This is a genomic window from Erythrobacteraceae bacterium WH01K (genome assembly GCA_027941995.1).
Lineage (GTDB): Bacteria > Pseudomonadota > Alphaproteobacteria > Sphingomonadales > Sphingomonadaceae > CAJXSN01.
In genome coordinates this window covers 2,567,051-2,584,969 of sequence record CP115966.1, presented here as the reverse complement: position 1 = coordinate 2,584,969, position 17,919 = coordinate 2,567,051, and the positions used below count along the sequence as shown (strand labels likewise).

Annotated in this window: 25 protein-coding genes and 1 riboswitch; of the genes, 12 read left to right on the top strand and 13 right to left on the bottom strand. The window is 62.9% G+C overall.

What is annotated here, in order from left to right; all coding sequences use genetic code 11:
- Positions 1–105 precede the first annotated feature (105 nt).
- On the bottom strand, positions 106–3,354 hold the full coding sequence (locus PF049_12795; GenBank protein ID WBY16451.1) for a hypothetical protein: 3,249 nt from the start codon (positions 3,352–3,354) through the stop codon (positions 106–108).
- Positions 3,355–3,616: 262 nt separating this feature from the next.
- A riboswitch (TPP riboswitch) is annotated at positions 3,617–3,725 on the top strand.
- A gap of 55 nt (positions 3,726–3,780) precedes the next feature.
- Here PF049_12795 and PF049_12790 point away from each other — a divergent pair.
- Both PF049_12790 and thiC read left to right on the top strand, forming a co-directional pair.
- Positions 3,781–4,191, top strand: coding sequence for a hypothetical protein (locus PF049_12790; protein ID WBY16450.1), 411 nt, complete (start codon positions 3,781–3,783; stop codon positions 4,189–4,191).
- A gap of 26 nt (positions 4,192–4,217) precedes the next feature.
- On the top strand, positions 4,218–6,119 hold the full coding sequence (gene thiC, locus PF049_12785; protein WBY16449.1) for a phosphomethylpyrimidine synthase ThiC: 1,902 nt from the start codon (positions 4,218–4,220) through the stop codon (positions 6,117–6,119).
- 61 nt (positions 6,120–6,180) lie between these two features.
- Here thiC and PF049_12780 read toward each other — a convergent pair whose 3' ends face one another.
- The 4 genes from PF049_12780 to PF049_12765 all read right to left on the bottom strand — a co-directional run bounded on the left by PF049_12780 (position 6,181) and on the right by PF049_12765 (position 8,694).
- Positions 6,181–7,362 (bottom strand): glutathione-dependent formaldehyde dehydrogenase, encoded by a 1,182-nt coding sequence (locus PF049_12780; protein WBY16448.1) that lies wholly within the window; start codon positions 7,360–7,362, stop codon positions 6,181–6,183.
- Between the two features lie 157 nt (positions 7,363–7,519).
- A complete protein-coding gene (locus PF049_12775) occupies positions 7,520–7,687 on the bottom strand; it encodes a hypothetical protein (protein ID WBY16447.1) in 168 nt (55 codons plus the stop codon).
- A gap of 77 nt (positions 7,688–7,764) precedes the next feature.
- The gene (locus PF049_12770) at positions 7,765–8,394 is read right to left on the bottom strand and encodes a DUF2726 domain-containing protein (protein ID WBY16446.1); all 630 of its coding nucleotides are present in this window, start codon (positions 8,392–8,394) and stop codon (positions 7,765–7,767) included.
- Between the two features lie 57 nt (positions 8,395–8,451).
- Complete coding sequence (locus PF049_12765; GenBank protein WBY16445.1) at positions 8,452–8,694, bottom strand: DUF2061 domain-containing protein; 243 nt, start codon at positions 8,692–8,694, stop codon at positions 8,452–8,454.
- A 161-nt stretch (positions 8,695–8,855) separates the two neighbouring features.
- On the opposite strand from PF049_12765, the gene PF049_12760 reads away from it, so the two are divergent.
- The 5 genes from PF049_12760 to PF049_12740 all read left to right on the top strand — a co-directional run bounded on the left by PF049_12760 (position 8,856) and on the right by PF049_12740 (position 11,634).
- A complete protein-coding gene (locus tag PF049_12760; protein WBY16444.1) occupies positions 8,856–9,536 on the top strand; it encodes a hypothetical protein in 681 nt (226 codons plus the stop codon).
- Positions 9,537–9,740: 204 nt separating this feature from the next.
- Entirely contained in the window at positions 9,741–10,079 is a 339-nt protein-coding gene (locus PF049_12755) for an HPF/RaiA family ribosome-associated protein (protein ID WBY16443.1), read from the top strand.
- 177 nt (positions 10,080–10,256) lie between these two features.
- Positions 10,257–10,841, top strand: coding sequence for a fasciclin domain-containing protein (locus tag PF049_12750; protein WBY16442.1), 585 nt, complete (start codon positions 10,257–10,259; stop codon positions 10,839–10,841).
- A 283-nt stretch (positions 10,842–11,124) separates the two neighbouring features.
- The gene (locus PF049_12745; GenBank protein WBY16441.1) at positions 11,125–11,337 is read left to right on the top strand and encodes a cold-shock protein; all 213 of its coding nucleotides are present in this window, start codon (positions 11,125–11,127) and stop codon (positions 11,335–11,337) included.
- Between the two features lie 81 nt (positions 11,338–11,418).
- The gene (locus PF049_12740; protein WBY16440.1) at positions 11,419–11,634 is read left to right on the top strand and encodes a hypothetical protein; all 216 of its coding nucleotides are present in this window, start codon (positions 11,419–11,421) and stop codon (positions 11,632–11,634) included.
- Here the strand turns inward: PF049_12740 and PF049_12735 are convergent.
- Positions 11,631–12,254, bottom strand: a complete 624-nt coding sequence (locus tag PF049_12735; GenBank protein ID WBY16439.1) for a GFA family protein — start codon at positions 12,252–12,254, stop codon at positions 11,631–11,633. The genes PF049_12740 and PF049_12735 overlap by 4 nt on opposite strands.
- Between PF049_12735 and PF049_12730 the strand changes: the two genes are divergently transcribed.
- Together PF049_12730 and PF049_12725 are read left to right on the top strand one after the other, a co-directional pair.
- Entirely contained in the window at positions 12,253–12,696 is a 444-nt protein-coding gene (locus PF049_12730; protein WBY16438.1) for a DUF3429 domain-containing protein, read from the top strand. The genes PF049_12735 and PF049_12730 overlap by 2 nt on opposite strands.
- A gap of 28 nt (positions 12,697–12,724) precedes the next feature.
- Complete coding sequence (locus PF049_12725) at positions 12,725–13,192, top strand: hypothetical protein (protein ID WBY16437.1); 468 nt, start codon at positions 12,725–12,727, stop codon at positions 13,190–13,192.
- 1 nt (position 13,193) lies between these two features.
- Here the strand turns inward: PF049_12725 and PF049_12720 are convergent, their stop codons facing one another.
- The gene (locus tag PF049_12720; GenBank protein ID WBY16436.1) at positions 13,194–13,541 is read right to left on the bottom strand and encodes a DUF962 domain-containing protein; all 348 of its coding nucleotides are present in this window, start codon (positions 13,539–13,541) and stop codon (positions 13,194–13,196) included.
- Positions 13,542–13,773: 232 nt separating this feature from the next.
- Here PF049_12720 and PF049_12715 point away from each other — a divergent pair, with 232 nt between their 5' ends.
- Both PF049_12715 and PF049_12710 read left to right on the top strand, forming a co-directional pair.
- Positions 13,774–14,358 carry a YbhB/YbcL family Raf kinase inhibitor-like protein gene (locus PF049_12715; protein WBY16435.1) on the top strand — a complete coding sequence of 195 codons (585 nt, stop codon included), beginning with the start codon at positions 13,774–13,776 and terminating at the stop codon, positions 14,356–14,358.
- Between the two features lie 25 nt (positions 14,359–14,383).
- Positions 14,384–14,635: an SWIB/MDM2 domain-containing protein gene (locus PF049_12710; GenBank protein WBY16434.1), complete on the top strand. Its 252-nt coding sequence runs from the start codon at positions 14,384–14,386 to the stop codon at positions 14,633–14,635.
- On the opposite strand, the gene PF049_12705 is transcribed toward PF049_12710, so the two are convergent.
- Both PF049_12705 and PF049_12700 read right to left on the bottom strand, forming a co-directional pair.
- Positions 14,636–15,049, bottom strand: coding sequence for a DoxX family protein (locus PF049_12705; protein ID WBY16433.1), 414 nt, complete (start codon positions 15,047–15,049; stop codon positions 14,636–14,638).
- Between the two features lie 37 nt (positions 15,050–15,086).
- The gene (locus PF049_12700) at positions 15,087–15,377 is read right to left on the bottom strand and encodes a DUF427 domain-containing protein (protein ID WBY16432.1); all 291 of its coding nucleotides are present in this window, start codon (positions 15,375–15,377) and stop codon (positions 15,087–15,089) included.
- A gap of 99 nt (positions 15,378–15,476) precedes the next feature.
- On the opposite strand from PF049_12700, the gene PF049_12695 reads away from it, so the two are divergent.
- Positions 15,477–16,742: a dipeptidase gene (locus PF049_12695; protein ID WBY16431.1), complete on the top strand. Its 1,266-nt coding sequence runs from the start codon at positions 15,477–15,479 to the stop codon at positions 16,740–16,742.
- 3 nt (positions 16,743–16,745) lie between these two features.
- On the opposite strand, the gene PF049_12690 is transcribed toward PF049_12695, so the two are convergent.
- The 4 genes from PF049_12690 to PF049_12675 are packed head-to-tail and all read right to left on the bottom strand — an operon-like array spanning position 16,746 to position 17,881.
- Positions 16,746–17,081, bottom strand: coding sequence for a DUF3140 domain-containing protein (locus tag PF049_12690; protein WBY16430.1), 336 nt, complete (start codon positions 17,079–17,081; stop codon positions 16,746–16,748).
- Entirely contained in the window at positions 17,081–17,275 is a 195-nt protein-coding gene (locus PF049_12685) for a DUF3008 family protein (GenBank protein ID WBY16429.1), read from the bottom strand. The genes PF049_12690 and PF049_12685 overlap by 1 nt, the downstream gene beginning before the upstream one ends.
- Position 17,276: 1 nt before the next feature.
- The gene (locus PF049_12680; GenBank protein WBY16428.1) at positions 17,277–17,507 is read right to left on the bottom strand and encodes a DUF2945 domain-containing protein; all 231 of its coding nucleotides are present in this window, start codon (positions 17,505–17,507) and stop codon (positions 17,277–17,279) included.
- 38 nt (positions 17,508–17,545) lie between these two features.
- Positions 17,546–17,881: a hypothetical protein gene (locus PF049_12675; GenBank protein ID WBY16427.1), complete on the bottom strand. Its 336-nt coding sequence runs from the start codon at positions 17,879–17,881 to the stop codon at positions 17,546–17,548.
- Positions 17,882–17,919 lie beyond the last annotated feature (38 nt).

Below are 17,919 nucleotides of genomic sequence, written 5' to 3'. Positions count from 1 at the left end.
CCTACTCATTTTTTCAACCAGATAGCAAATGGGTATCTAAGCCATGGTTTGCGGTGGGCGGGCGACGGCAAAAACGCCGCGCCCGCCCTGTTATGCGAACCGGCCTCAGAACTCGCCGGCGATACCGACGCGTGCGGCGGTGGAATTGCCGCCGGCGTAGCTGACCCCCGCCGTCACGGCGAAATCCCCTTCGAGGCGGTGCATCACACCGGCGGAGAAGCCGACTTCGCCGCGATAGAGCGCGACGTTGCTGGCGTAGCTGGTCTTGCCTGCTTCACTGGGGAAGTGGGGATGGGCGGCAGCAGCGATCGAGGCGATGCCCCGCTGCGCGTCCTTGTCCACAGTCTCCGTGAGGTCGAACAGGGTCGAAACCTGCCCTTCCAGCGCCGTTGTCCGGGCGCCCAGCGCGCCGACCTGCGTGCCCAGCACGTCGATCCGCTGGTTGGCCGCAGCCAGCCCGCCGACGGAGGCGAAGCTGCCCCGGCCGAGTACCCCGCTGGCATCGATGGTCACGGCATCGACCGGACCCGACTGCGCTGCAGTCGAGCTGGCGATATCGGCCACCACGACCGAACTGCCGGACGCGCCAAGCATGACCTGGTTCTCTGCCGTCGTCACGGAACCGGCACCGACCGCGGTCGAGCCCGCAAAGGCAGCCGTCGCACCGGCACCCAGGGCCACGGCGTTGTCGGCGGAAGCATCGGCCGTGCCCCCCAGCGCGAGTGCTCCGTCACCGCCGGCAGTCGCTCCGCCGCCGATGGCGATGGCTTCCGCCCCGGTGGCAGAGGCTGGCGCCACGTCCGAATTGACGTCGACATAGGGCAGGCTGCCCGCCAGCGACTGGATCGCCGCCTCGTTCGCATCGACGCGGTCGTTCACGTCGTCGATCGCGGCCGTGTTGCCGGCAATGGCCGCCGTATTCGCCGCGATGCCCGCCGCGTTGGTTGCAATGGCTGCCGTATTCGTGGCGATATCCGCGGTGTTCGTAGCGATGTTTGCAGTATTGGCTGCAATATCTGCCGTGTTGCCGGCGATCGCGGCAGTGTTGTCCGCAATGGCCGACTGGTTCGACAGCGCCAGCGCATTGGCATCTTCTGCCAGGGCAAAGGCATCGTCCGCACGGGCCCGCGCAGCAGCGGCCGTACTGGTCGCGCCTTCCACGGCATTGTTGAGCTGGCGCACGGTCACCGCATCGCTGTCGTCCACGCCATCCGCCACGTTGACGAGGCGGCGCTGCGTGTCCGCATTGCCGAAGGATACGGTGTTATCCTGATCCGCCATGGAGCCGTAGCCGATGGCGACCGAGCCGGTGGCCGATGCCAGCGAGTCGGACCCGATCGCGACAGTTTGGGCACCCTCCGCCCTTGCGCCCAACCCATCGTCATCAAGGTCGGCGCCCAAAGCGACCGACCCTGTCTCTAGCGCAAGGCTGCGATGACCGACCGCCGTTGTCGCCACGGCCAATGCATCGGCTGATGTGCCAATAGCACTCGACCCGAAATCGGCAGCGACTGCCACGACTCCGAGCGCTATCGAGCTGCGGCCGTTCGCAAACGCTTCGACGCCCAATGCGCTGCTGAAGAGTCCTGATGCATTCGAGAATGCGCCGATTGAAGTGGATTGCTCGCCGGTTGCCTGCGCACTGTTACCAAAGCCTGAGGCGAAGTCGCCCAAGGCATCGGTGTCGTTGCCTACTGCCGTAGATTGCAGACCTGTAGCCTGGGACGCGGTGCCGATAGCATTCGCGAACCTGGCCGAGGCGAAGGCGCCCGAACCGATGGCGGTCGACCCGATTTCAATCGTCGAAGCGTTTGCTCCCATTGCGGTAGAGAAGGGTCCTTGAACAAAGGCGAAAGAGCCGATCGCGGTTGCATTATCGGCTAGCGCGGCGCTGTTCTGTCCTAAGGCCAAGGAGTTGAATCCAGCGACTACGCTGCCGCCACCTATGGCGATATTGCCATCAAGAAACGCGATCGCATTTCCCCCTATCGCGATGGAATCGAAGCCGCCCGCTTCGGCCGGTGCTCCGGCGCTGTTGACTGCGAAATAAGGACTGCCGGCATCGGCGACCGCGGCGTTGAGCTGCGCGACGTTGACGGCATCGGTATCCGCGGTGCCCGCTGCAAGATTGGTGATCTGACGCTGCCCGTCGAAGTCGGTGTTGCCGACCGACACCGAATTTTCCCTGTCCGTTCGTGAGTTCGCTCCCAGAGCAACGGAATTGGCGAAGTTCGCACCCGCGCTCGACCCGATGGCTGTCGAATTGTCCGCGATGGCGCTGGCATTGCTGCCGATTGTCGTAGAGATGAAGCCCGTGGCCTGTGAGAAGGCTCCGACTGCCACGGCATTTATGCCGGTTGCGGCCGCCCCTTCTCCCAGCGCGCTGGAGAAATCGCCGGTCGCAAAAGCGAACTGCCCGATGGCTATCGTGCCACTATCAATGGCGTTGCTTGCATTGCCGATGGCAATCGCACTGAAGCCCGGTGCAAGCGCGTCGGACCCGATCGCGATCGCTTCGAACCCGTCGGCATTTGCCGGCCCGCCTGTGCCGTTGACGTCGACATACACGCTCCCGCTTGCGCCCATGGCAGCATTGAGCTGGTCGAGGTTGACCGCATCTGTGCCTTGTGTGCCGGCTGCGACATTCGTAATCTGGCGCTCGGCGCCAACCTGACCGATGGATACGGAATTGTCGCGGTCGGCAAAGCTGGAAGCGCCGAGAGCGACGGAATTGATGGCGTTCGCAGTCGCTCCTGCGCCAACCGCCGTGGCAGAGTCGGCGAATGTCCCGGCGTACGATCCGATCGCCGAACTGAGTTCGCCGAATGCGAGACTCTGCGTTCCCAGGGCCACGTTGCTGAAACCGACTGCGGTTGCATTGACGCCGATGGAGGTCGTGCCGAACGCATCCGCAATCGCGCCGGTGCCAAGGGCAACCGCGTCTTCTCCGCGCGCTTCCGCGGCATAACCGACGGCGGTCGAATTGAACGTATTGGCCCGCGACAATGTCCCGATAGCCGTAGCCTGGTCGCCCAGTGCCTGGGATTCGTGGCCAACGGCAGTATTCATGAACCCGCTTTGCGCCGCGAAGCCGATCGCCACGCTCATTTCCGCAGCGCTGGCGTTACCGCCGAACGCGGTGGCGGCGAAACCTAGTGCGCTGGCCCCCGGTCCGCACGCGAGGCTTCCGTCATCGCCGGTCGACGTGGCACCGCCATCGGTATCGGAACCGTCGGCAACGCCGTCGTCATTGGTATCGAGTAGGCATTCGCTTGCCTGCGCAGAAGATGTAGCAAAGGCGAGCGAAGAGGTGGCGAGCAGCAGTGCTGTCGCAACGCGAACAGATTTTTTCATGTGTGACCCCTCAACAATGGGGAACCCCATCGACTCCCCAAGGAAGAAATCGATAAGAAATTCCAAAATTTTGACAATATGAAAAACGCCTCGTCAGCATCCAAGGCCTGAAAAACTCGTATGTTTTAGCGTGGCGACCCGCGACTTCGTCGGGCGGTTGCCTGCCAAGATCTTCCAGACCGGACCCTGATCGCCCGGATTCTCAGGGCTCAACGATTCCCGGCAATCGTCCTTTACGCCGGTGCCCGCAGCATCTACACTGGTGCCATCCCCGGGGAGCGCGCCTTGCGCTGAGAGGGAGGGCTGGCATCCTCCGACCCGTCGAACCTGAACCGGCTAGCACCGGCGGAGGGAAGGGTTGGTGATCGCCAGTGGTGAGCCGCCTCGCTTCCCTTGCCTTGCTGCCATGCGAGAGGAGAGGCTGTCATGGCGAGCACTGCGGATACCCCGGCGTGGATCGCACTCTTCCTCGGCCTCTACATGCTGGCCGCCTGCGTGGCGGAACTGCGCGCGCCCGGCGGCTGGGCGCGGCTGCTGGACGATTTCGAGCGCAGTCCGGCGCTTTCCTTCCTGACCGGCGCCTTCACCTTCACGCTGGGTGCGGCGATCTACCTCGCCTCGCCGTGGAGACCCGGGGACTGGCTCAGCATTTTCATCTCCGTCATCGGCGGGCTGGCGGTGGCGAAGGGGCTGTTCTTCCTTGCCGCACCGGACCGCGTCACAGCGCTCGGCCGCCGGGTGCTGACAGGGGACAAGACCACTTTCATCGCCGGGCTGGACGCCGTGCTGGCCGCCGCCCTCATCTTCGTCGCGCTTTCGCGGCTGCAGACCATCTGATTTTCGCAAACCCAAGGATCCTCCCCATGGCAGACATCAATTCCCCTCTCGAAATCGGCGTTACTACCGGGCCCATTCGCGGCAGCCGCAAGGTCCATGTCGGCGCGCGCACCGGCAGCGGCGTGCGCGTCGCCATGCGCGAGATCGACTTGGAGGGCGGGGAGCCCAGCTTGCGGGTCTACGACACCAGCGGGCCCTATACCGACCCGGCGGCGCATATCGACATCCAGGCGGGCCTGCCGCAGCTACGGCGCGACTGGATCACGGCTCGCGGCGATGTCGAGGAATACGACGCGCGGGAAGTGAAGCCGGAGGATAACGGCCAGCTCGGCCCCGACCGCAGTGGCGGTGTCCCAGCGTTCCCGAATGTCGTGAAGCGTCCGCTGCGAGCGAAAGCAGGGCAGAACGTCACGCAGATGCACTATGCCCGCCGCGGCATCATCACGCCCGAGATGGAATATGTGGCGGAGCGCGAGAATCTGGGCCGCGAAATGGCGCGCGAGACCATTGCCGCCAACCGCGAAGGGACGCAGGATTTCGGCGCTGCTATCCCCGAGATCATCACCCCCGAATTCGTCCGCGACGAGGTTGCGCGGGGCCGCGCGATCATCCCCAACAACATCAACCACCCCGAAAGCGAACCGATGGCGATCGGGCGCAACTTCCTCGTCAAGATCAACGCCAATATCGGCAATTCCGCCGTGGCATCGGACGTGGCGAGCGAGGTCGACAAGATGGTCTGGTCGATCCGCTGGGGCGCGGACACGGTCATGGACCTCTCCACGGGCCGCAACATCCACGACACGCGCGAATGGATCATCCGCAACAGCCCCGTCCCCATCGGCACCGTGCCGATCTACCAGGCTCTGGAGAAGGTCGGCGGCGTGGCCGAGGACCTGACCTGGGACATCTTCCGCGACACGCTAATCGAACAGGCGGAGCAGGGGGTCGACTATTTCACGATCCATGCCGGCGTGCGCCTGCCCTATGTCCCGATGGCGGCGAAGCGGGTGACGGGCATCGTGTCGCGCGGCGGCAGCATCATGGCGAAATGGTGCCTCGCGCATCACAAGGAGAGCTTCCTCTACGAACATTTCGACGAGATCACCGAGATCATGAAGGCGTATGACATCGCCTACTCCCTCGGCGACGGCCTGCGCCCCGGCAGCATCGCGGACGCCAATGACGAGGCGCAGTTCGCCGAGCTCTACACGCTGGGCGAGCTGACCCACCGCGCGTGGAAATCCGACGTGCAGGTGATGATCGAAGGGCCGGGCCACGTGCCCATGCACAAGATCAAGGAGAACATGGACAAGCAACTGGAAGTGTGCGGCGAAGCGCCCTTCTACACGCTCGGGCCCCTCGTGACCGACATTGCGCCCGGCTACGACCACATCACCAGCGGCATCGGCGCGGCGCAGATCGGCTGGTACGGCACCGCGATGCTTTGCTACGTCACGCCGAAGGAGCATCTCGGCCTGCCCGACCGCGACGATGTGAAGGTCGGCGTGGTGACGTACAAACTCGCCGCCCACGCCGCCGACCTCGCGAAGGGGCACCCGGCGGCCAAGGTCCGCGACGACGCGCTGAGCAAGGCCCGCTTCGAATTCCGCTGGCGCGATCAGTTCAACCTCAGCCTCGACCCCGACACGGCCGAGCAGTACCACGACCAGACGTTGCCTGCAGAAGGCGCCAAGACCGCGCATTTCTGCTCGATGTGCGGCCCGAAATTCTGCTCGATGAAGATCAGCCAGGAAGTGCGCGAGTTTGCCGCGAAGCAGAACTCCGACAGCTATCTGGCGAGCGAGAACATCAGGCAGGAGACCTCAGAGGACGAGGCTGAGGAAGCGCGCGAGGGCATGGAGGAGATGTCGCGTAGGTATCACGAGAAGGGTGAGCGGCTCTATCTTCCCGAAAAGGAGACTTAAGACGTTCCCTCGTAAGGATTAATAGGCGAAGTCCGTACGCATGTACGGGCCCCGCCCGGCCTTAGAGTTCTTCGGGCTTCATCACGCACTTGATGCAGCCGTCATGCTTGTCGCGGAAAGTGTTGTACAAATCCGGCCCGTCCTTCAGGTCGCCGCGGTGGGTGATGATTTCCGACAGGTCGATCTCTCCCGCCTCGACCCGCTTCAGCAGCGGCGCAAGGTAGCGCTGCATGTGTGTCTGTCCCGATTTCATGGTGAGCCCTTTGTTCATGAAAGGCCCGATCGGGAACTTTACCGTACTCGCATAGACGCCGGGGACGGACAGCGTCCCGCCCTTGCGCACCGACTTGACCATTTCCTGCAGCGCATACGGCTGGTCGGACATGCCGGTGGTGTGCAGCTCTACTTTGTCCTTGATATCGCCCAGCACGCCGTGCCCGTGGGCCTCCGCGCCGACCGCGTCGATGCCTGCATCCGGTCCCCGGCCACCCGTCATCTCGTCGAGCGCCTCCTTGACGTCGGTCTGGCTGTAATCGATGGTTTCAGCCTTGCCGTAGCTCGCGGCGAGTTCCAGCCGTTCGGGCACCCGGTCAATCACGATGACCCGTTCCGCTCCCATCATCCATGCGCTGCGGACTGCAAACAGGCCCACCGGTCCTGCGCCCCACACCGCAACGGTCTTGCCCTTTTCATCGCCGATGGCGTTTTCCGCCGCCATCCAGCCAGTCGGGAAGATGTCGGACAGGAACAGCACCTTGTCGTCCGGCAGGTCGTTTTCCAGCTTGATCGGGCCGACATCGGCGTGGGGCACCCTGACATATTCTGCCTGACCGCCGGAATAGCCACCGGTCAGATGGGAATAGCCGAAAAGTCCGGCGGGAGCGTGGCCCATGGCTTCGCGGGCGTTTTCCGCCGTGCGATTGGTCGTATCGCACAGGGAATAGAGTTCGCGCTGGCAGAACCAGCATTCGCCGCAGGATATGGTGAAGGGCACCACCACCCGGTCGCCGACCTTCAGGCGTTTCACATCCGCCCCGACTTCGACGACTTCGCCCATGAATTCGTGGCCCAGGATATCGCCCTGTTTCATCTTGGGAACGACACCATCCATCAAATGCAGGTCGGAGCCGCAGATCGCGGTCGAACTGACCTTGAGAATGCAGTCCCGGGGATCCTCGATACGAGGGTCGTCGACCGTTTCGCAGCGGATATCGTTCTTTCCGTTCCAGACAAGTGCGCGCATGGTTTTGACCTTTCTCGTATTTTCAATCGGTGTGGTCACTCAGCAAGCGGTAGGAAGAAAAGTTCCACGGTTCACTCATTTAAGCTGCGATTTGCGCCTCACCTCGCAGGGAGAAGGTAGATCGCCGGAGCATGCTGGCCGCACAAGTGGTGGCATTTCAGTCCGAACTGGCCGCGGCCAAAAGCGGCGAATTACGCCGCATTACCGCCAGGAACCGGTCCAGCGCCTGCAGGAAGTTCAACTTACGGCTTTGCTGAACGGGGGCGAAGCTGAACGGGCGCGGGCCGCCGCCCACTTCGTCCATGAAGGCGCGCGGGTCGTCCATAATCGCGCGAGTGGCGCCGATGTTTTGGGGCGGTGCCGATGCTGGCGGCATCCACGGTCTGTTGTGAAGACGAACAACTAACCTGCCGGAACCAGCTTCTCCACCAGCGCCCTGAGTTCGCTCGGCGTGGTGTGCCCGGCGACGATTTCGTGATAGCCGATGCCCGCCTTGCGCAGTGCTTCTTTCTTGACCGCGTCGCGGGCGGCGGCGCTTTCACCGGCGTGGTGGCCTGATCCTTGGTATTCCAGCGCGTGCACCACGCGGCATTTCTCGTCCATCAGGGCGAAGTCCACCCGCTTGGAATTGACCGCGAAATAGGCGTCCTTGTCCGGGCTGGACAGGAATTCGCCCAGCGACACCTGTGCCATTACCTGCCATGCGGGGTTGCGGGCGATCACCGCCTTGTCGAGCGCGTCGAACACCTTGGCTTCCGACTTGTTGAGCAGGCTGCGCGATGTAAATTTCGACCGGCTGACCGTTTTCAATTGCTCGGCAGCGTAATCGCCTCGGGACTGTCCCGCCTTGCCATTTTTGTAGAAACCCTTCTTGCCGGTGCGGTGCGCGTTGCGGCCACGCCAGTAGGCCTTGCGCTTTTCACGGTCGAACCTGTTCAGCGTGTTTTCCAGCGCAATCCCGATAATCCCGCCAAGGGCGAGAACAATCAGGAGCGCGAACGGGCGGTCGAGCAAGAAATTCACGGTTTCCATCACAATAATGGTGGCCGCAAATGTTTGCGATACCGTGAATAGTCGGGCTGGCCTCTCTTAACCCACCCGCGACCGCTTCTCAGCGCCATGCCGGTGCAGCAGCACGTCCAGCAGGGCGGGGCGGTTCTTTTGTTCCCAGGCGCGTTCGTGGAAGAAGAAGACGACGGCGTTTACCAGCGGCTCGACCAGCGCGATGCCTCCGGCCAGCGCGATCGAGCCGGTGAACAGATAGGCCACGGTGAAGCCCACGATCAGGTGCAGGGCGAGGAAGGTCAGCGTCTTGGCATAATCGCGGGTCATGGAAGGGGTAATGCACTCGTCCACACAAAGGCTCCCGCGATTAATCCGGCGACATTAATCGGTTTTGGCGAAGTATCGGCGGGATGGCGAGCACCGGGCGGCACGGGGCCCGCGCGGTTTTTCCTGTCCTACACGGCCCCGCCTGTGCCTTAGACTGTTCGATGAGCAAACCATCCCCCCTGTCCGCCTTCGACCCCTCCAGCCCCGCCGGCGACCTCGGTCCAAGTGGCCTCGGCCCTCAATGCGAGCCCGAACACGGAACCGGCCCTCACCCGAACCACGCGGCCACAGGGGCGGCGCTGGTCCGTGTGCCGCCGGGCGATCCCGGCGCGCCGGCCGTCCGCCATGACGGGTGGACGCCGGAAAGGCAGGCGATCTTCCTCGAAGCGCTGGCGACGAAGCACAATGTCTCGAAAGCGGCGAAGGCTGCCGGGATGAGCCGCGCCTCCGCCTACAAGCTGCGCGCGCGGCTGAAGGGGGAGCCGTTCGACCTCGCCTGGGATGCGGCCTTCCAGTGCTCTTTCGATGCGCTGGGCGCGGCTGCGATGGACCGCGCGCTGAACGGCGTGGAGCGGCATCATTACTACAGGGGCGAGCTGGTCGGCACATCGCGAAAGTTCGACGAGCGCCTGACCATCGCCCTGCTGTCCATGCGTCACGGCTTCCTGCGCGACGAACCGCCCCGCACCGACCCGTCCGCCGCATACGACGCGGAAGATTTTCGCGGCCTGCTGGCGCGCGTGAAGCAGGGGCCGGAAACATGGGACGGCCATGACGATGACGAGGACCTGTGGGAGGATGAGGAAGAGGGCGATTACGTCTACGAAGACGGGGCCGGGTAGGGCGGTTTTCGCGTGTTCCCGCGGGATGTGTCAACTTCGCGGGGGCGCAAAAACCGAGTTCGGTCAGGGGCTTGCGCCGATACGTATTGGAAAGGCGGTGTTTTCTTTGTCAACTTCGCAATCGGCACCCAAAGGGCCGATTTCCGGGCACTTCGCCGGGGCATGGGCGTTTCCTTTTCACACAATGAAAAAGGAGACGATGTCATGCAGGTACAGTTCAATTCCGACAGCAGCGTGATGGGCACGGAAAACGTGGCGGAGCGGATCGAGGCGCGGCTTCGCGAGAAGCTCGGCCGGTTCGAGGACCGCCTGACGCGGCTCGAGATCCATGTGCGCGACGAAAACGGCGCGAAGGGCGGCGGCGACGACAAGGCCTGCGTCCTGGAAGCGCGCATTCGCGGCTGGGCGCCCGTCACCGTGGTCGCGAAATCGGGCGACGTCGATGCCGCCGCGCGCGAGGCAGGCACGAAGCTCGCCAAGCTGCTGCGCCGTAAGTTCGAGAAGGATGGCCGCCACGCGCCGATCCCCGAGCAGGTGGACTGATCGCGGAAGGCGAGAACGCTACGGAAAGCGAACAAGGCGGGACTACCTCTTTTAGGCCACATTGTCGCCTTTTTTGGAACATCCCGCCGATGTGCCCGTTCATGGGGGTAACAGGCCAGCCGGTCGGGCGGGCCGCATACCGATGTATTCCACAGTACACATACCAAGGAAAACACCATGAAAAAGCTTCCCATCGCACTCGCCACCGCAGCCTCGCTCGCGCTGGCCGCCTGCGGCGCACCGGCAGAAGATGCCGACACCGTCGAAATGGACGACGCCACCGCAGCAGACACGATGGCCAATGACAACATGGCCGCCGGCAACCTGGTCGAAGTGGCACAGGGTAACGAAGATTTCTCGACGCTTGTCTCTGCCGTGACCGCTGCCGGTCTAGGCGATGCACTGTCGGGTGACGGCCCGCTGACGGTCTTTGCACCGAACAACGCCGCCTTCGACAAGCTGCCCGACGGCACGCTGGAATCGCTGACAACGGACCAGACCGACCAGCTCGGTACGATCTTGCAGTACCACGTCGTCGAAGGCTCGGTCGATGCAGCCACGTTGACGCAGGCGATCGCCGATGCGGGCGAGGAAGGCTACACGATCAAAACGCTGGGCGGCGGCACGCTGACCGCGATGCTCGACGGCGAAAACGTCGTGCTGACCGACGCCGCAGGTGGCACGGCGACCGTGACCGCGACCGACGTGCAGGCCTCGAACGGCATCATCCACGTGATCGATACGGTGCTGATGCCCGAGTAATCGGCTTCATATCTGATCAGGTAAGGGCGGGTCTTCCAGAAGGAGGGCCCGCCTTTCCTGTCTTGCCGGAAATAATCGGCGCTAGGTAATCGAGGCGAAGAGTGCTAACCCTCCTGCTGCTGACGTCGAAATTTGCGACGGACTTCGGATTTTGACGACCGCCCGGTGCCAGTTGACCGGCAGGGCGCACTTGGACGACGACTTCCTTTCATCGGACGAACTGACGCGAATACCGCCCGGCAATCTCGCCGCGCGGCACACGTTTCCTTGAAAGGAACACCTCATGTCGAAGACCGGCACAGTAAAATTCTTCAACACCGACAAGGGCTATGGCTTCATCCAGCCCGACGACGGTTCGCCCGACAGCTTCGTGCACATCACCGCGGTGCAGGCAGCGGGCATGACCACGCTCGATAAGGAGCAGCGGCTGAACTACGAAGTCGAGACCGGTCGCAACGGCAAGGAAAGCGCCGTGAACCTGTCGGCCGCCGACTGATCCGATTTCTGCATCCGGGCGGTCGGCATCGGCCGGGCCGCCCGGAGGCGTTTTGACGGTGCAACCCGTGGGAGGTGCGTTATGAGCCAAGGCTACGATTTCTACATTACCCGTGCCGACGAAGCAGCGGCGGAGGCAGAGAACGCCGCACTAGCCAATGTCCGCGACCGCGCGCTGAGAGCCGAGGCGACATGGCGCGGCCTCGCGAACCAGGCCCGCGCGGTGGCGGTCGAGCGCGCGAAGGTAGAGCAGGAAAAAGCTGCCCAGCGCGAGGCGGAGGCTACCCCCACCGCCTAGGCGTCCGGGCAGTGGTCCTCCTTCGCAGACGGATTGCCTAGGTCGAAACCGGCGGCCTTGGCCTCCGCGATGATCTGTGCGCCAGTCTTCATCGGGCTGGATTGGGCAAAGTCGAACCATCCCGGCTTCTCGTCGACGAATATCTGCTGCTTGATTTGAAGCGGCGTATCGGTCGGCAGTTCAAACAGGCCGGCCAGTAAACTGTAGTGGTCGGCAGGGATGAAGCGGAACCACAAATGACTGCCGCAGGATTTGCAGAACGCTCTCTCGGCCCATTCGCTCGACCTGTAGGATATGACCGAAGCGCGTCCCGACAGGTCGAACGCGGCGCCTTGCACCCCGCCGAAAAAAGAACCGCCCCAGCGTTGGCACATCGTGCAGTGGCACACATCGACTTCGCCGTTTGCGCCATGCAGTGCGATACTTACCGCGCCGCACAGGCAATGCCCTTCCAGCGGGCGTGGTACCGCACCCGATGAAGGGTCGATAGTGGTATTGCTTATGACCTGCTCCTGAAAATGGACGCGGTCCAGGGTGCACGAAGACCCCGGCTGATCAAGCATAAGATGGGAGCGTTCGGGTGTTCGCTGCGTTGACCGTAGGATGACAAAAATCCCCATGCTTCCGCGTATTCTGGGCCTCGCCGGCTTGCTGCCGCAACTGGCCTGCGTTCTCGCGGTCTGGTTCGGGCCGCTTGAATGGCGGTTCACCGCACTCGCGATCGGGTGGGGCTATGCGGCACTGATCTTCAGCTTTCTCGGAGGGTTGTGGTGGGGGCTCGCCGCGGCCGAAAGCGCAGCGGGCCGCCACGTTCCGGCCTTGCTGTGGCTGCTATCAGTCGTGCCCAGTCTTTGGGCGCTCGTCACCTACCTGCCGTGGATCGCAGGCGCCAACTGGCCGGGACCTTCGCTTGTCGGGCTGGGTCTGGCCATCCTAGCAAGCCTTTTCGTCGACCGGCGTATCGGTACCGAACTGCAAGTTACGCCGCCGTGGTGGATGGCGTTGCGAACCCCGCTCTCGTGCGGGTTGGGGCTACTCTCCATCCTTCTTGCCCTTGGCTAGGGCGCATCGAAGCAGTAATTCGAAAGGTATGACCTCACTTTCCCTCGGTATTTCGATGAGCCTTCGCGGCGCTTTCCTGTTTCCAGCTCTTTTCGCATTGGCGGCCTGCGGGGCGGGCCAGCAGGATAACGATACGGTGCCCGGAACCTCGCCGGAAGGGTTCACCGGCATCGGTGTGGAGGAAACGATCTTTTTCGGCGGAACCGAACCGTTCTGGGGCGGGGAAGTGGCGGATCGCCAGATGCTCTACACGACACCCGAAAATGCCGACGGCGTGCGCTTCGCGGTCGAACGCTTCACCGGGCAGGGCGGATTGGGCTTCTCTGGCACGGTGGAAGGAGCGCCCGTCGACATGACGGTAACGCCGGGCGAATGCAGTGACGGGATGAGCGACCGTGTCTATCCCTACACTGTCACTCTCCAGATCGGTCCAGAACAGCGTGTGGGCTGCGCCCATACCGACAGGCAGCCCTTCACCGGGCCGGAGGCTCCGTGACCTAGCGCCTGGGGTCCGAAGCCACGCCGGCGTTTCGCAGGTGCGGACGCAGCCGCCCTGTCAGCCACAGCCACCACATCCTGAAATCGGCCGCGAGGCTCCACAGCGGATAGGTGAAGGTCGCCGGCCGGTTTTTCTCGACGGTGAAATGCGCGATCCAGGCGAAGAAATACCCGGCAAGCGGAAGGGCGATCAGGACCCACCAGTTTGCAGTCAGGACGCCGAAGACGGCCAGCCCTACGACAAGGCTGGTCCCGACATAGTGAAGCATTCGGGTTCGGGGGAGCGAATGTTGGCGCAGGTAGAATGGCCAGAAGTCGGAAAAGCTCTTGTATTCCCTCTCGGCCATCCTTCGATTTCCCCGTGTCCTGAATGTCGTCCTCTTCGAACCGGATCTGAAGGAAATGCGAGCCGATTTCAACGATAGCGGGTCTTGCACCGATGGGGTCTGACATCTTCGCGATGCGGCAGACAGGCCTGCAAATTGGGGGAAATGCCTGAAAAGCCCGCCCTGCGCCCTCGCAAAGGGCCACAAATGGTCCTAGCACTAAGGCGTAATTTCTGACTGGAGACGATTTAGAATGGCCGAATGGCTCGATTCCGTGTTGCCCAAGGACTGTCCTCGCAATGAAGGGCTCGCGATCGCGCGACTTGCGAAGGCGAACCAGATCGGCCGGGGCGGACTGACATTGACGAGCCCGGCATTCGAGGCCGGAGGCGTCCTCGATCCATGCTTCACGGCCGACGAAGAAGACGCCGTTGCGCCGCCTCTGGAATGGACCGCCCCGCCTCCCGGCACGCAGGAACTGGTTATCCTCGTCGAAGATGCGAGCGCCAGCCCGCCGACCCTGCACTGGGCCGTATGGGGCCTTGGCGGACAGCGCGGAAAATTGCTTGAGGGCGAAGTGCCGCCGCGTGTCGGCAAGAACGATCGCGGCAATTCGGAATGGCTCCTTCCCCAGCTGGAAACCGGAGCAGAGGCGCACACCTATGTCTTCCAGATATTCGCGCTGGACCTGCCGCTGACGCTGCTGCCCGGCGCAACGAAGGACGACCTGCTCGCCTCGATGGAGGGGCAGGTCACCGCAGCGGCGGTGCTCGCTGCAAAATACCAGTCGCTTCCCGAGGAAGAGATCGACTGGGACGACGAAGACGCTATCGACTGAAACACTTGCCAACAGGAGATTTGTAATGGCCGGAAAGAACAACGCCCTTCAGAAACCCGTCACGGTTTCGCCCGAACTCGAAAACGTGATCGGCAAGGGCCCGATGACGCGCGCCCAGGTCACGTCCAAGGTGTGGGAATACATCAAGAAGCACGACCTGCAGAAGCCGACCGACAAGCGCACCATCGTGCCTGACGACAAGCTGGGTGCCGTCATCGGCAAGGAAGAGATTTCCATGTTCAAGATGACCGCAGCGGTGTCGAAGCACCTCAGCTGATCAGCGATTGCGGGCGAGGGGCCACCGTGTCACCTCGCCCGCCCACAGGGCCAGCCAGATAATCAGCGGCTGCGCGATCATGCGCGGCACGTGATAGGCAAGGCCCAGACCCCCTGTCGCACCGCTGTTCGCACTGGCGAGGTCGATGGCGAAGTGATGCATGTTCGCCGGCCATACGCACAGCGCATAGAGGCCAAGGCCCACACCGGCCGCGCGGCGCAGTCGCTTGGAGAAGGGCTGGAGCAACCCTGCCGCACCGGCAATCTCCGCGATCCCGGTCCAGAACACCACCGCGGCAGGTTCAGGAACCCATGGCGGGGTGATCAGCAGGAACGGGGCAGGCGAAACTATGTGGAGATAGCCCGCGACCGCATAGAACAATGCCAGGACGGCGCGGGTGACTGCTTTCGCCATGGCCGATGTCATCGCATGTCATGGCGTGCGCCTCAACTCAGTCTTCGACGATCTCGACCTCTCCGACAAACGCGATATGGTCGCGAATATGCTCCGCGTCCGGCAGCGGGTCGGTATAGGTCCATGCGGCGTCTTCCAGCATTGCACCGCCGGCATTGATGCTGAAATAGCTTGCATCCCCCTTCCATCCACAATGGCTCGTCTTGTCCGAGTGGACGAGATTGCCGCGATTGACGCTCGCTGGCGGGAAATAGTGATTTCCCTCGACAATCGCGGTGTCGTCGCTGCGAGCGATGGATTCGCCATTCCAGCGTGCTTCCATGGTCATGGCAAAGGTCCTTTTGCTTTCGTATCCGGTTTCGCTAGGTCAGCGAAACAGAAGCCGACCCGTTCCACCAGGTCGGAAATTCCGATGGAGAGAAAGCCAATGATCCCGCGTCCGTCCCCCTTATTCGCCGCCCTGTTTCTTTCCGCGACTGCATCGCCGGCGTTGGCACAGTCGGCAGAAGAGGTGGCGGCGGCAGCGCTGGACGCGGCCCCTGTGTGGGACGGGCATAACGATGTGCCAATTCAGCTGCGTGGCCGGTTCGGGAACGTGCTCGCCGATTTCGATTTCGAGGACACGACCGGGACGGCCACCGACACGCGCGCGGCGATGCATACCGACATCACCCGTGCACGCGCAGGCAGGTTGGGAGCGCAGTTCTGGTCCGTCTATGTCAGCGCATCGCTGAACGAACCCGAAGCGGTGCAGGCGACCGTCGAGCAGATCGACGTGACCAAGCGGCTGATCGCGCGGTATCCCGGCGATCTGGAACTGGCGCTGACCGCAGATGATGTGGAGCGCGCGGTGTCCAATGGCCGGATTGCCTCGTTGATGGGCATGGAAGGCGGACATTCCATCGGGTCCAGCCTGGCGGTCCTGCGCCAGATGTATGCGATGGGCGCGCGCTACATGACGCTGACGCACTCCAGGACGCTCAGCTGGGCGGACAGCGCGACCGACGAGCCGCGCAATGACGGTCTGAGCGATTTCGGCAAGGACGTGGTGCGCGAAATGAACCGGATCGGCATGCTGGTCGATCTGAGTCATGTGAGCGAGAAAGCCATGCACGACGCGTTGGACGTGGCAAGTGCACCGGTGATCTTCAGCCATTCGTCTGCCCGTGCGCTCAACGGCCATGCCCGGAACGTGCCGGACAGCGTTTTGCAGCGGCTGCCAAAGAATGGCGGTATCATCATGGTAACTTTCGTGCCCGGGTTCCTGAGCGAGGAGGCGCGCGTCTGGAACGCCAACCGTGCGGCAGAGACGGCCCGGCTTGAGGCGCTATGGCTGGGCCAGCCCGGCGAAGTCGCCCGCCGGCTGGAGGCATGGGACGAAGCCAACCCCCTCCCGAAATCTTCCATTGCCCAGACCGCCGACCATATCGACCACGTGCGTTCGGTCGCGGGTATCGATGCGATCGGTATTGGCGGGGATTACGACGGCATTCCCTTTGCGCCGCCGGGGCTGGAAGACGTGTCGACCTATCCGGCGCTGTTCACGGAACTGGCGCGGCGCGGCTATTCGCAAGGCGATCTAGAGAAAATCTCCATGCGCAACATGATGCGTGTCATGCGCCAGGCCGAAAGCGTGGCGGCAAAGTCCATAGACCAGGCACCGTTCGAATATCCCGCCGGCGAGGAGCGGTAGAGCCTAGTCCGACTTGCAGGGGTCGTGGCCCCAGTTCATCAGGCTGTATCGCCAGTCGCTGTCCGCGATATCGCCCGACGGCTTTTGCGCCGTGTGCCGGTGAACATAGCCGATGACCTTGTCCATGTGGCTCCACTGGCTATCGGTCAGGTCAACCTTGTTCGTGCGCTTGATCTCGACGATCCGGCGACCGGATTTGTGACCTGTGCTTTCGCCTGAATCGGTGTCGCCGACCGATTTGGATTCATCGGTCTCAAGCCATTCTTCGAGCTCCTTGGGCTGCATGTTCACGCAGTCGTAGAACTCGTCATAGGTTTCGTCGCGTGACCGGTCCGACATCAGTCGTCCCCGCCGGCCGTATCGGGCAGGTCGGAGCGATCGGTGGAAGCCATGTCTTCCAGCTCGCTCTCGCTCATGCTGTCATACATGTCTTTCGACGCACCCTGCAGGTCCGATACCTTCTGCTCACCGCGCTTGGCGGCGAGCGCTGCGCCCGCCGCCTGTTGCTGTGCCTTGCTGTTGGCCTTCGCCATCTCAGGTATCCTGCGCGGAGAGTTCGGAGCCGCGCTTCAGCACCTTGTCGCCATCTTCCTGATTGATCAGGTAGGCCGGGTTGTCCTCGTCACCATCCTTCGTGACTTCGGAATCCTGCAGGGTGCGGGTGACCTCACGCTCGAAGCGTTCCTCGATCTGGCCCTTGCCCTCGCCATTGCCCCAGTCCCACTTCACGTACTGGTTGGTCTGAAAGCTTTTGGAATTGCTCATCATCGATCTCCTTTATTGGAAGATCAATTCGCGGACCCTTATTCGGGTTCCACCGTCTCCGTGGCATCCGGCGAGGTCTCGACATCGTTGGCGATCGTATCGACGTCGCCCGTGCCCGTGTCCTCGATCGTGTCGGCATCGTCGCTGACGATGCTGTCCGTACCGTCGCCGCTATCGGCTGCGTTGATGTTTCCGGTAGCGGTAATCTCGCTCTCGGCATCGCCTTGCGACAGGGCGCCGGTGATCCAGATGATCGACATGAATGCGATGGCCAGGATCAGGCCGATGCCCAGAACCCAGCGTACAACGCCTTCCTTGCTGCCGCCGCTTGCTTCCGTCTCATCGACGTGCACTTCCCCGTTTTGTCTATCCATTTTTATGTCCTACCCGTCGTAGATATTGCTTGTCGTTT

What these genes read in the sequence shown, in the direction of transcription:
- PF049_12765 (WBY16445.1), bottom strand. Translation starts at nt 8,694, where the DNA reads ATGACCCGCGATTATGCCAAGACGCTGACCTTCCTCGCCCTGCACCTG.
- PF049_12775 (WBY16447.1), bottom strand. Translation starts at nt 7,687, where the DNA reads ATGGACGACCCGCGCGCCTTCATGGACGAAGTGGGCGGCGGCCCGCGC.
- PF049_12760 (WBY16444.1), top strand. Translation starts at nt 8,856, where the DNA reads ATGAGCAAACCATCCCCCCTGTCCGCCTTCGACCCCTCCAGCCCCGCC.
- PF049_12700 (WBY16432.1), bottom strand. Translation starts at nt 15,377, where the DNA reads ATGACCATGGAAGCACGCTGGAATGGCGAATCCATCGCTCGCAGCGAC.
- PF049_12735 (WBY16439.1), bottom strand. Translation starts at nt 12,254, where the DNA reads ATGGGGATTTTTGTCATCCTACGGTCAACGCAGCGAACACCCGAACGC.
- PF049_12685 (WBY16429.1), bottom strand. Translation starts at nt 17,275, where the DNA reads ATGGCGAAGGCCAACAGCAAGGCACAGCAACAGGCGGCGGGCGCAGCG.
- PF049_12730 (WBY16438.1), top strand. Translation starts at nt 12,253, where the DNA reads ATGCTTCCGCGTATTCTGGGCCTCGCCGGCTTGCTGCCGCAACTGGCC.
- PF049_12770 (WBY16446.1), bottom strand. Translation starts at nt 8,394, where the DNA reads ATGGAAACCGTGAATTTCTTGCTCGACCGCCCGTTCGCGCTCCTGATT.
- PF049_12675 (WBY16427.1), bottom strand. Translation starts at nt 17,881, where the DNA reads ATGGATAGACAAAACGGGGAAGTGCACGTCGATGAGACGGAAGCAAGC.
- PF049_12680 (WBY16428.1), bottom strand. Translation starts at nt 17,507, where the DNA reads ATGAGCAATTCCAAAAGCTTTCAGACCAACCAGTACGTGAAGTGGGAC.
- PF049_12745 (WBY16441.1), top strand. Translation starts at nt 11,125, where the DNA reads ATGTCGAAGACCGGCACAGTAAAATTCTTCAACACCGACAAGGGCTAT.
- PF049_12720 (WBY16436.1), bottom strand. Translation starts at nt 13,541, where the DNA reads ATGGCCGAGAGGGAATACAAGAGCTTTTCCGACTTCTGGCCATTCTAC.
- PF049_12690 (WBY16430.1), bottom strand. Translation starts at nt 17,081, where the DNA reads ATGTCGGACCGGTCACGCGACGAAACCTATGACGAGTTCTACGACTGC.
- PF049_12780 (WBY16448.1), bottom strand. Translation starts at nt 7,362, where the DNA reads ATGCGCGCACTTGTCTGGAACGGAAAGAACGATATCCGCTGCGAAACG.
- PF049_12795 (WBY16451.1), bottom strand. Translation starts at nt 3,354, where the DNA reads ATGAAAAAATCTGTTCGCGTTGCGACAGCACTGCTGCTCGCCACCTCT.
- PF049_12695 (WBY16431.1), top strand. Translation starts at nt 15,477, where the DNA reads ATGATCCCGCGTCCGTCCCCCTTATTCGCCGCCCTGTTTCTTTCCGCG.
- PF049_12740 (WBY16440.1), top strand. Translation starts at nt 11,419, where the DNA reads ATGAGCCAAGGCTACGATTTCTACATTACCCGTGCCGACGAAGCAGCG.
- thiC (WBY16449.1), top strand. Translation starts at nt 4,218, where the DNA reads ATGGCAGACATCAATTCCCCTCTCGAAATCGGCGTTACTACCGGGCCC.
- PF049_12715 (WBY16435.1), top strand. Translation starts at nt 13,774, where the DNA reads ATGGCCGAATGGCTCGATTCCGTGTTGCCCAAGGACTGTCCTCGCAAT.
- PF049_12755 (WBY16443.1), top strand. Translation starts at nt 9,741, where the DNA reads ATGCAGGTACAGTTCAATTCCGACAGCAGCGTGATGGGCACGGAAAAC.
- PF049_12790 (WBY16450.1), top strand. Translation starts at nt 3,781, where the DNA reads ATGGCGAGCACTGCGGATACCCCGGCGTGGATCGCACTCTTCCTCGGC.
- PF049_12710 (WBY16434.1), top strand. Translation starts at nt 14,384, where the DNA reads ATGGCCGGAAAGAACAACGCCCTTCAGAAACCCGTCACGGTTTCGCCC.
- PF049_12750 (WBY16442.1), top strand. Translation starts at nt 10,257, where the DNA reads ATGAAAAAGCTTCCCATCGCACTCGCCACCGCAGCCTCGCTCGCGCTG.
- PF049_12725 (WBY16437.1), top strand. Translation starts at nt 12,725, where the DNA reads ATGACCTCACTTTCCCTCGGTATTTCGATGAGCCTTCGCGGCGCTTTC.
- PF049_12705 (WBY16433.1), bottom strand. Translation starts at nt 15,049, where the DNA reads ATGGCGAAAGCAGTCACCCGCGCCGTCCTGGCATTGTTCTATGCGGTC.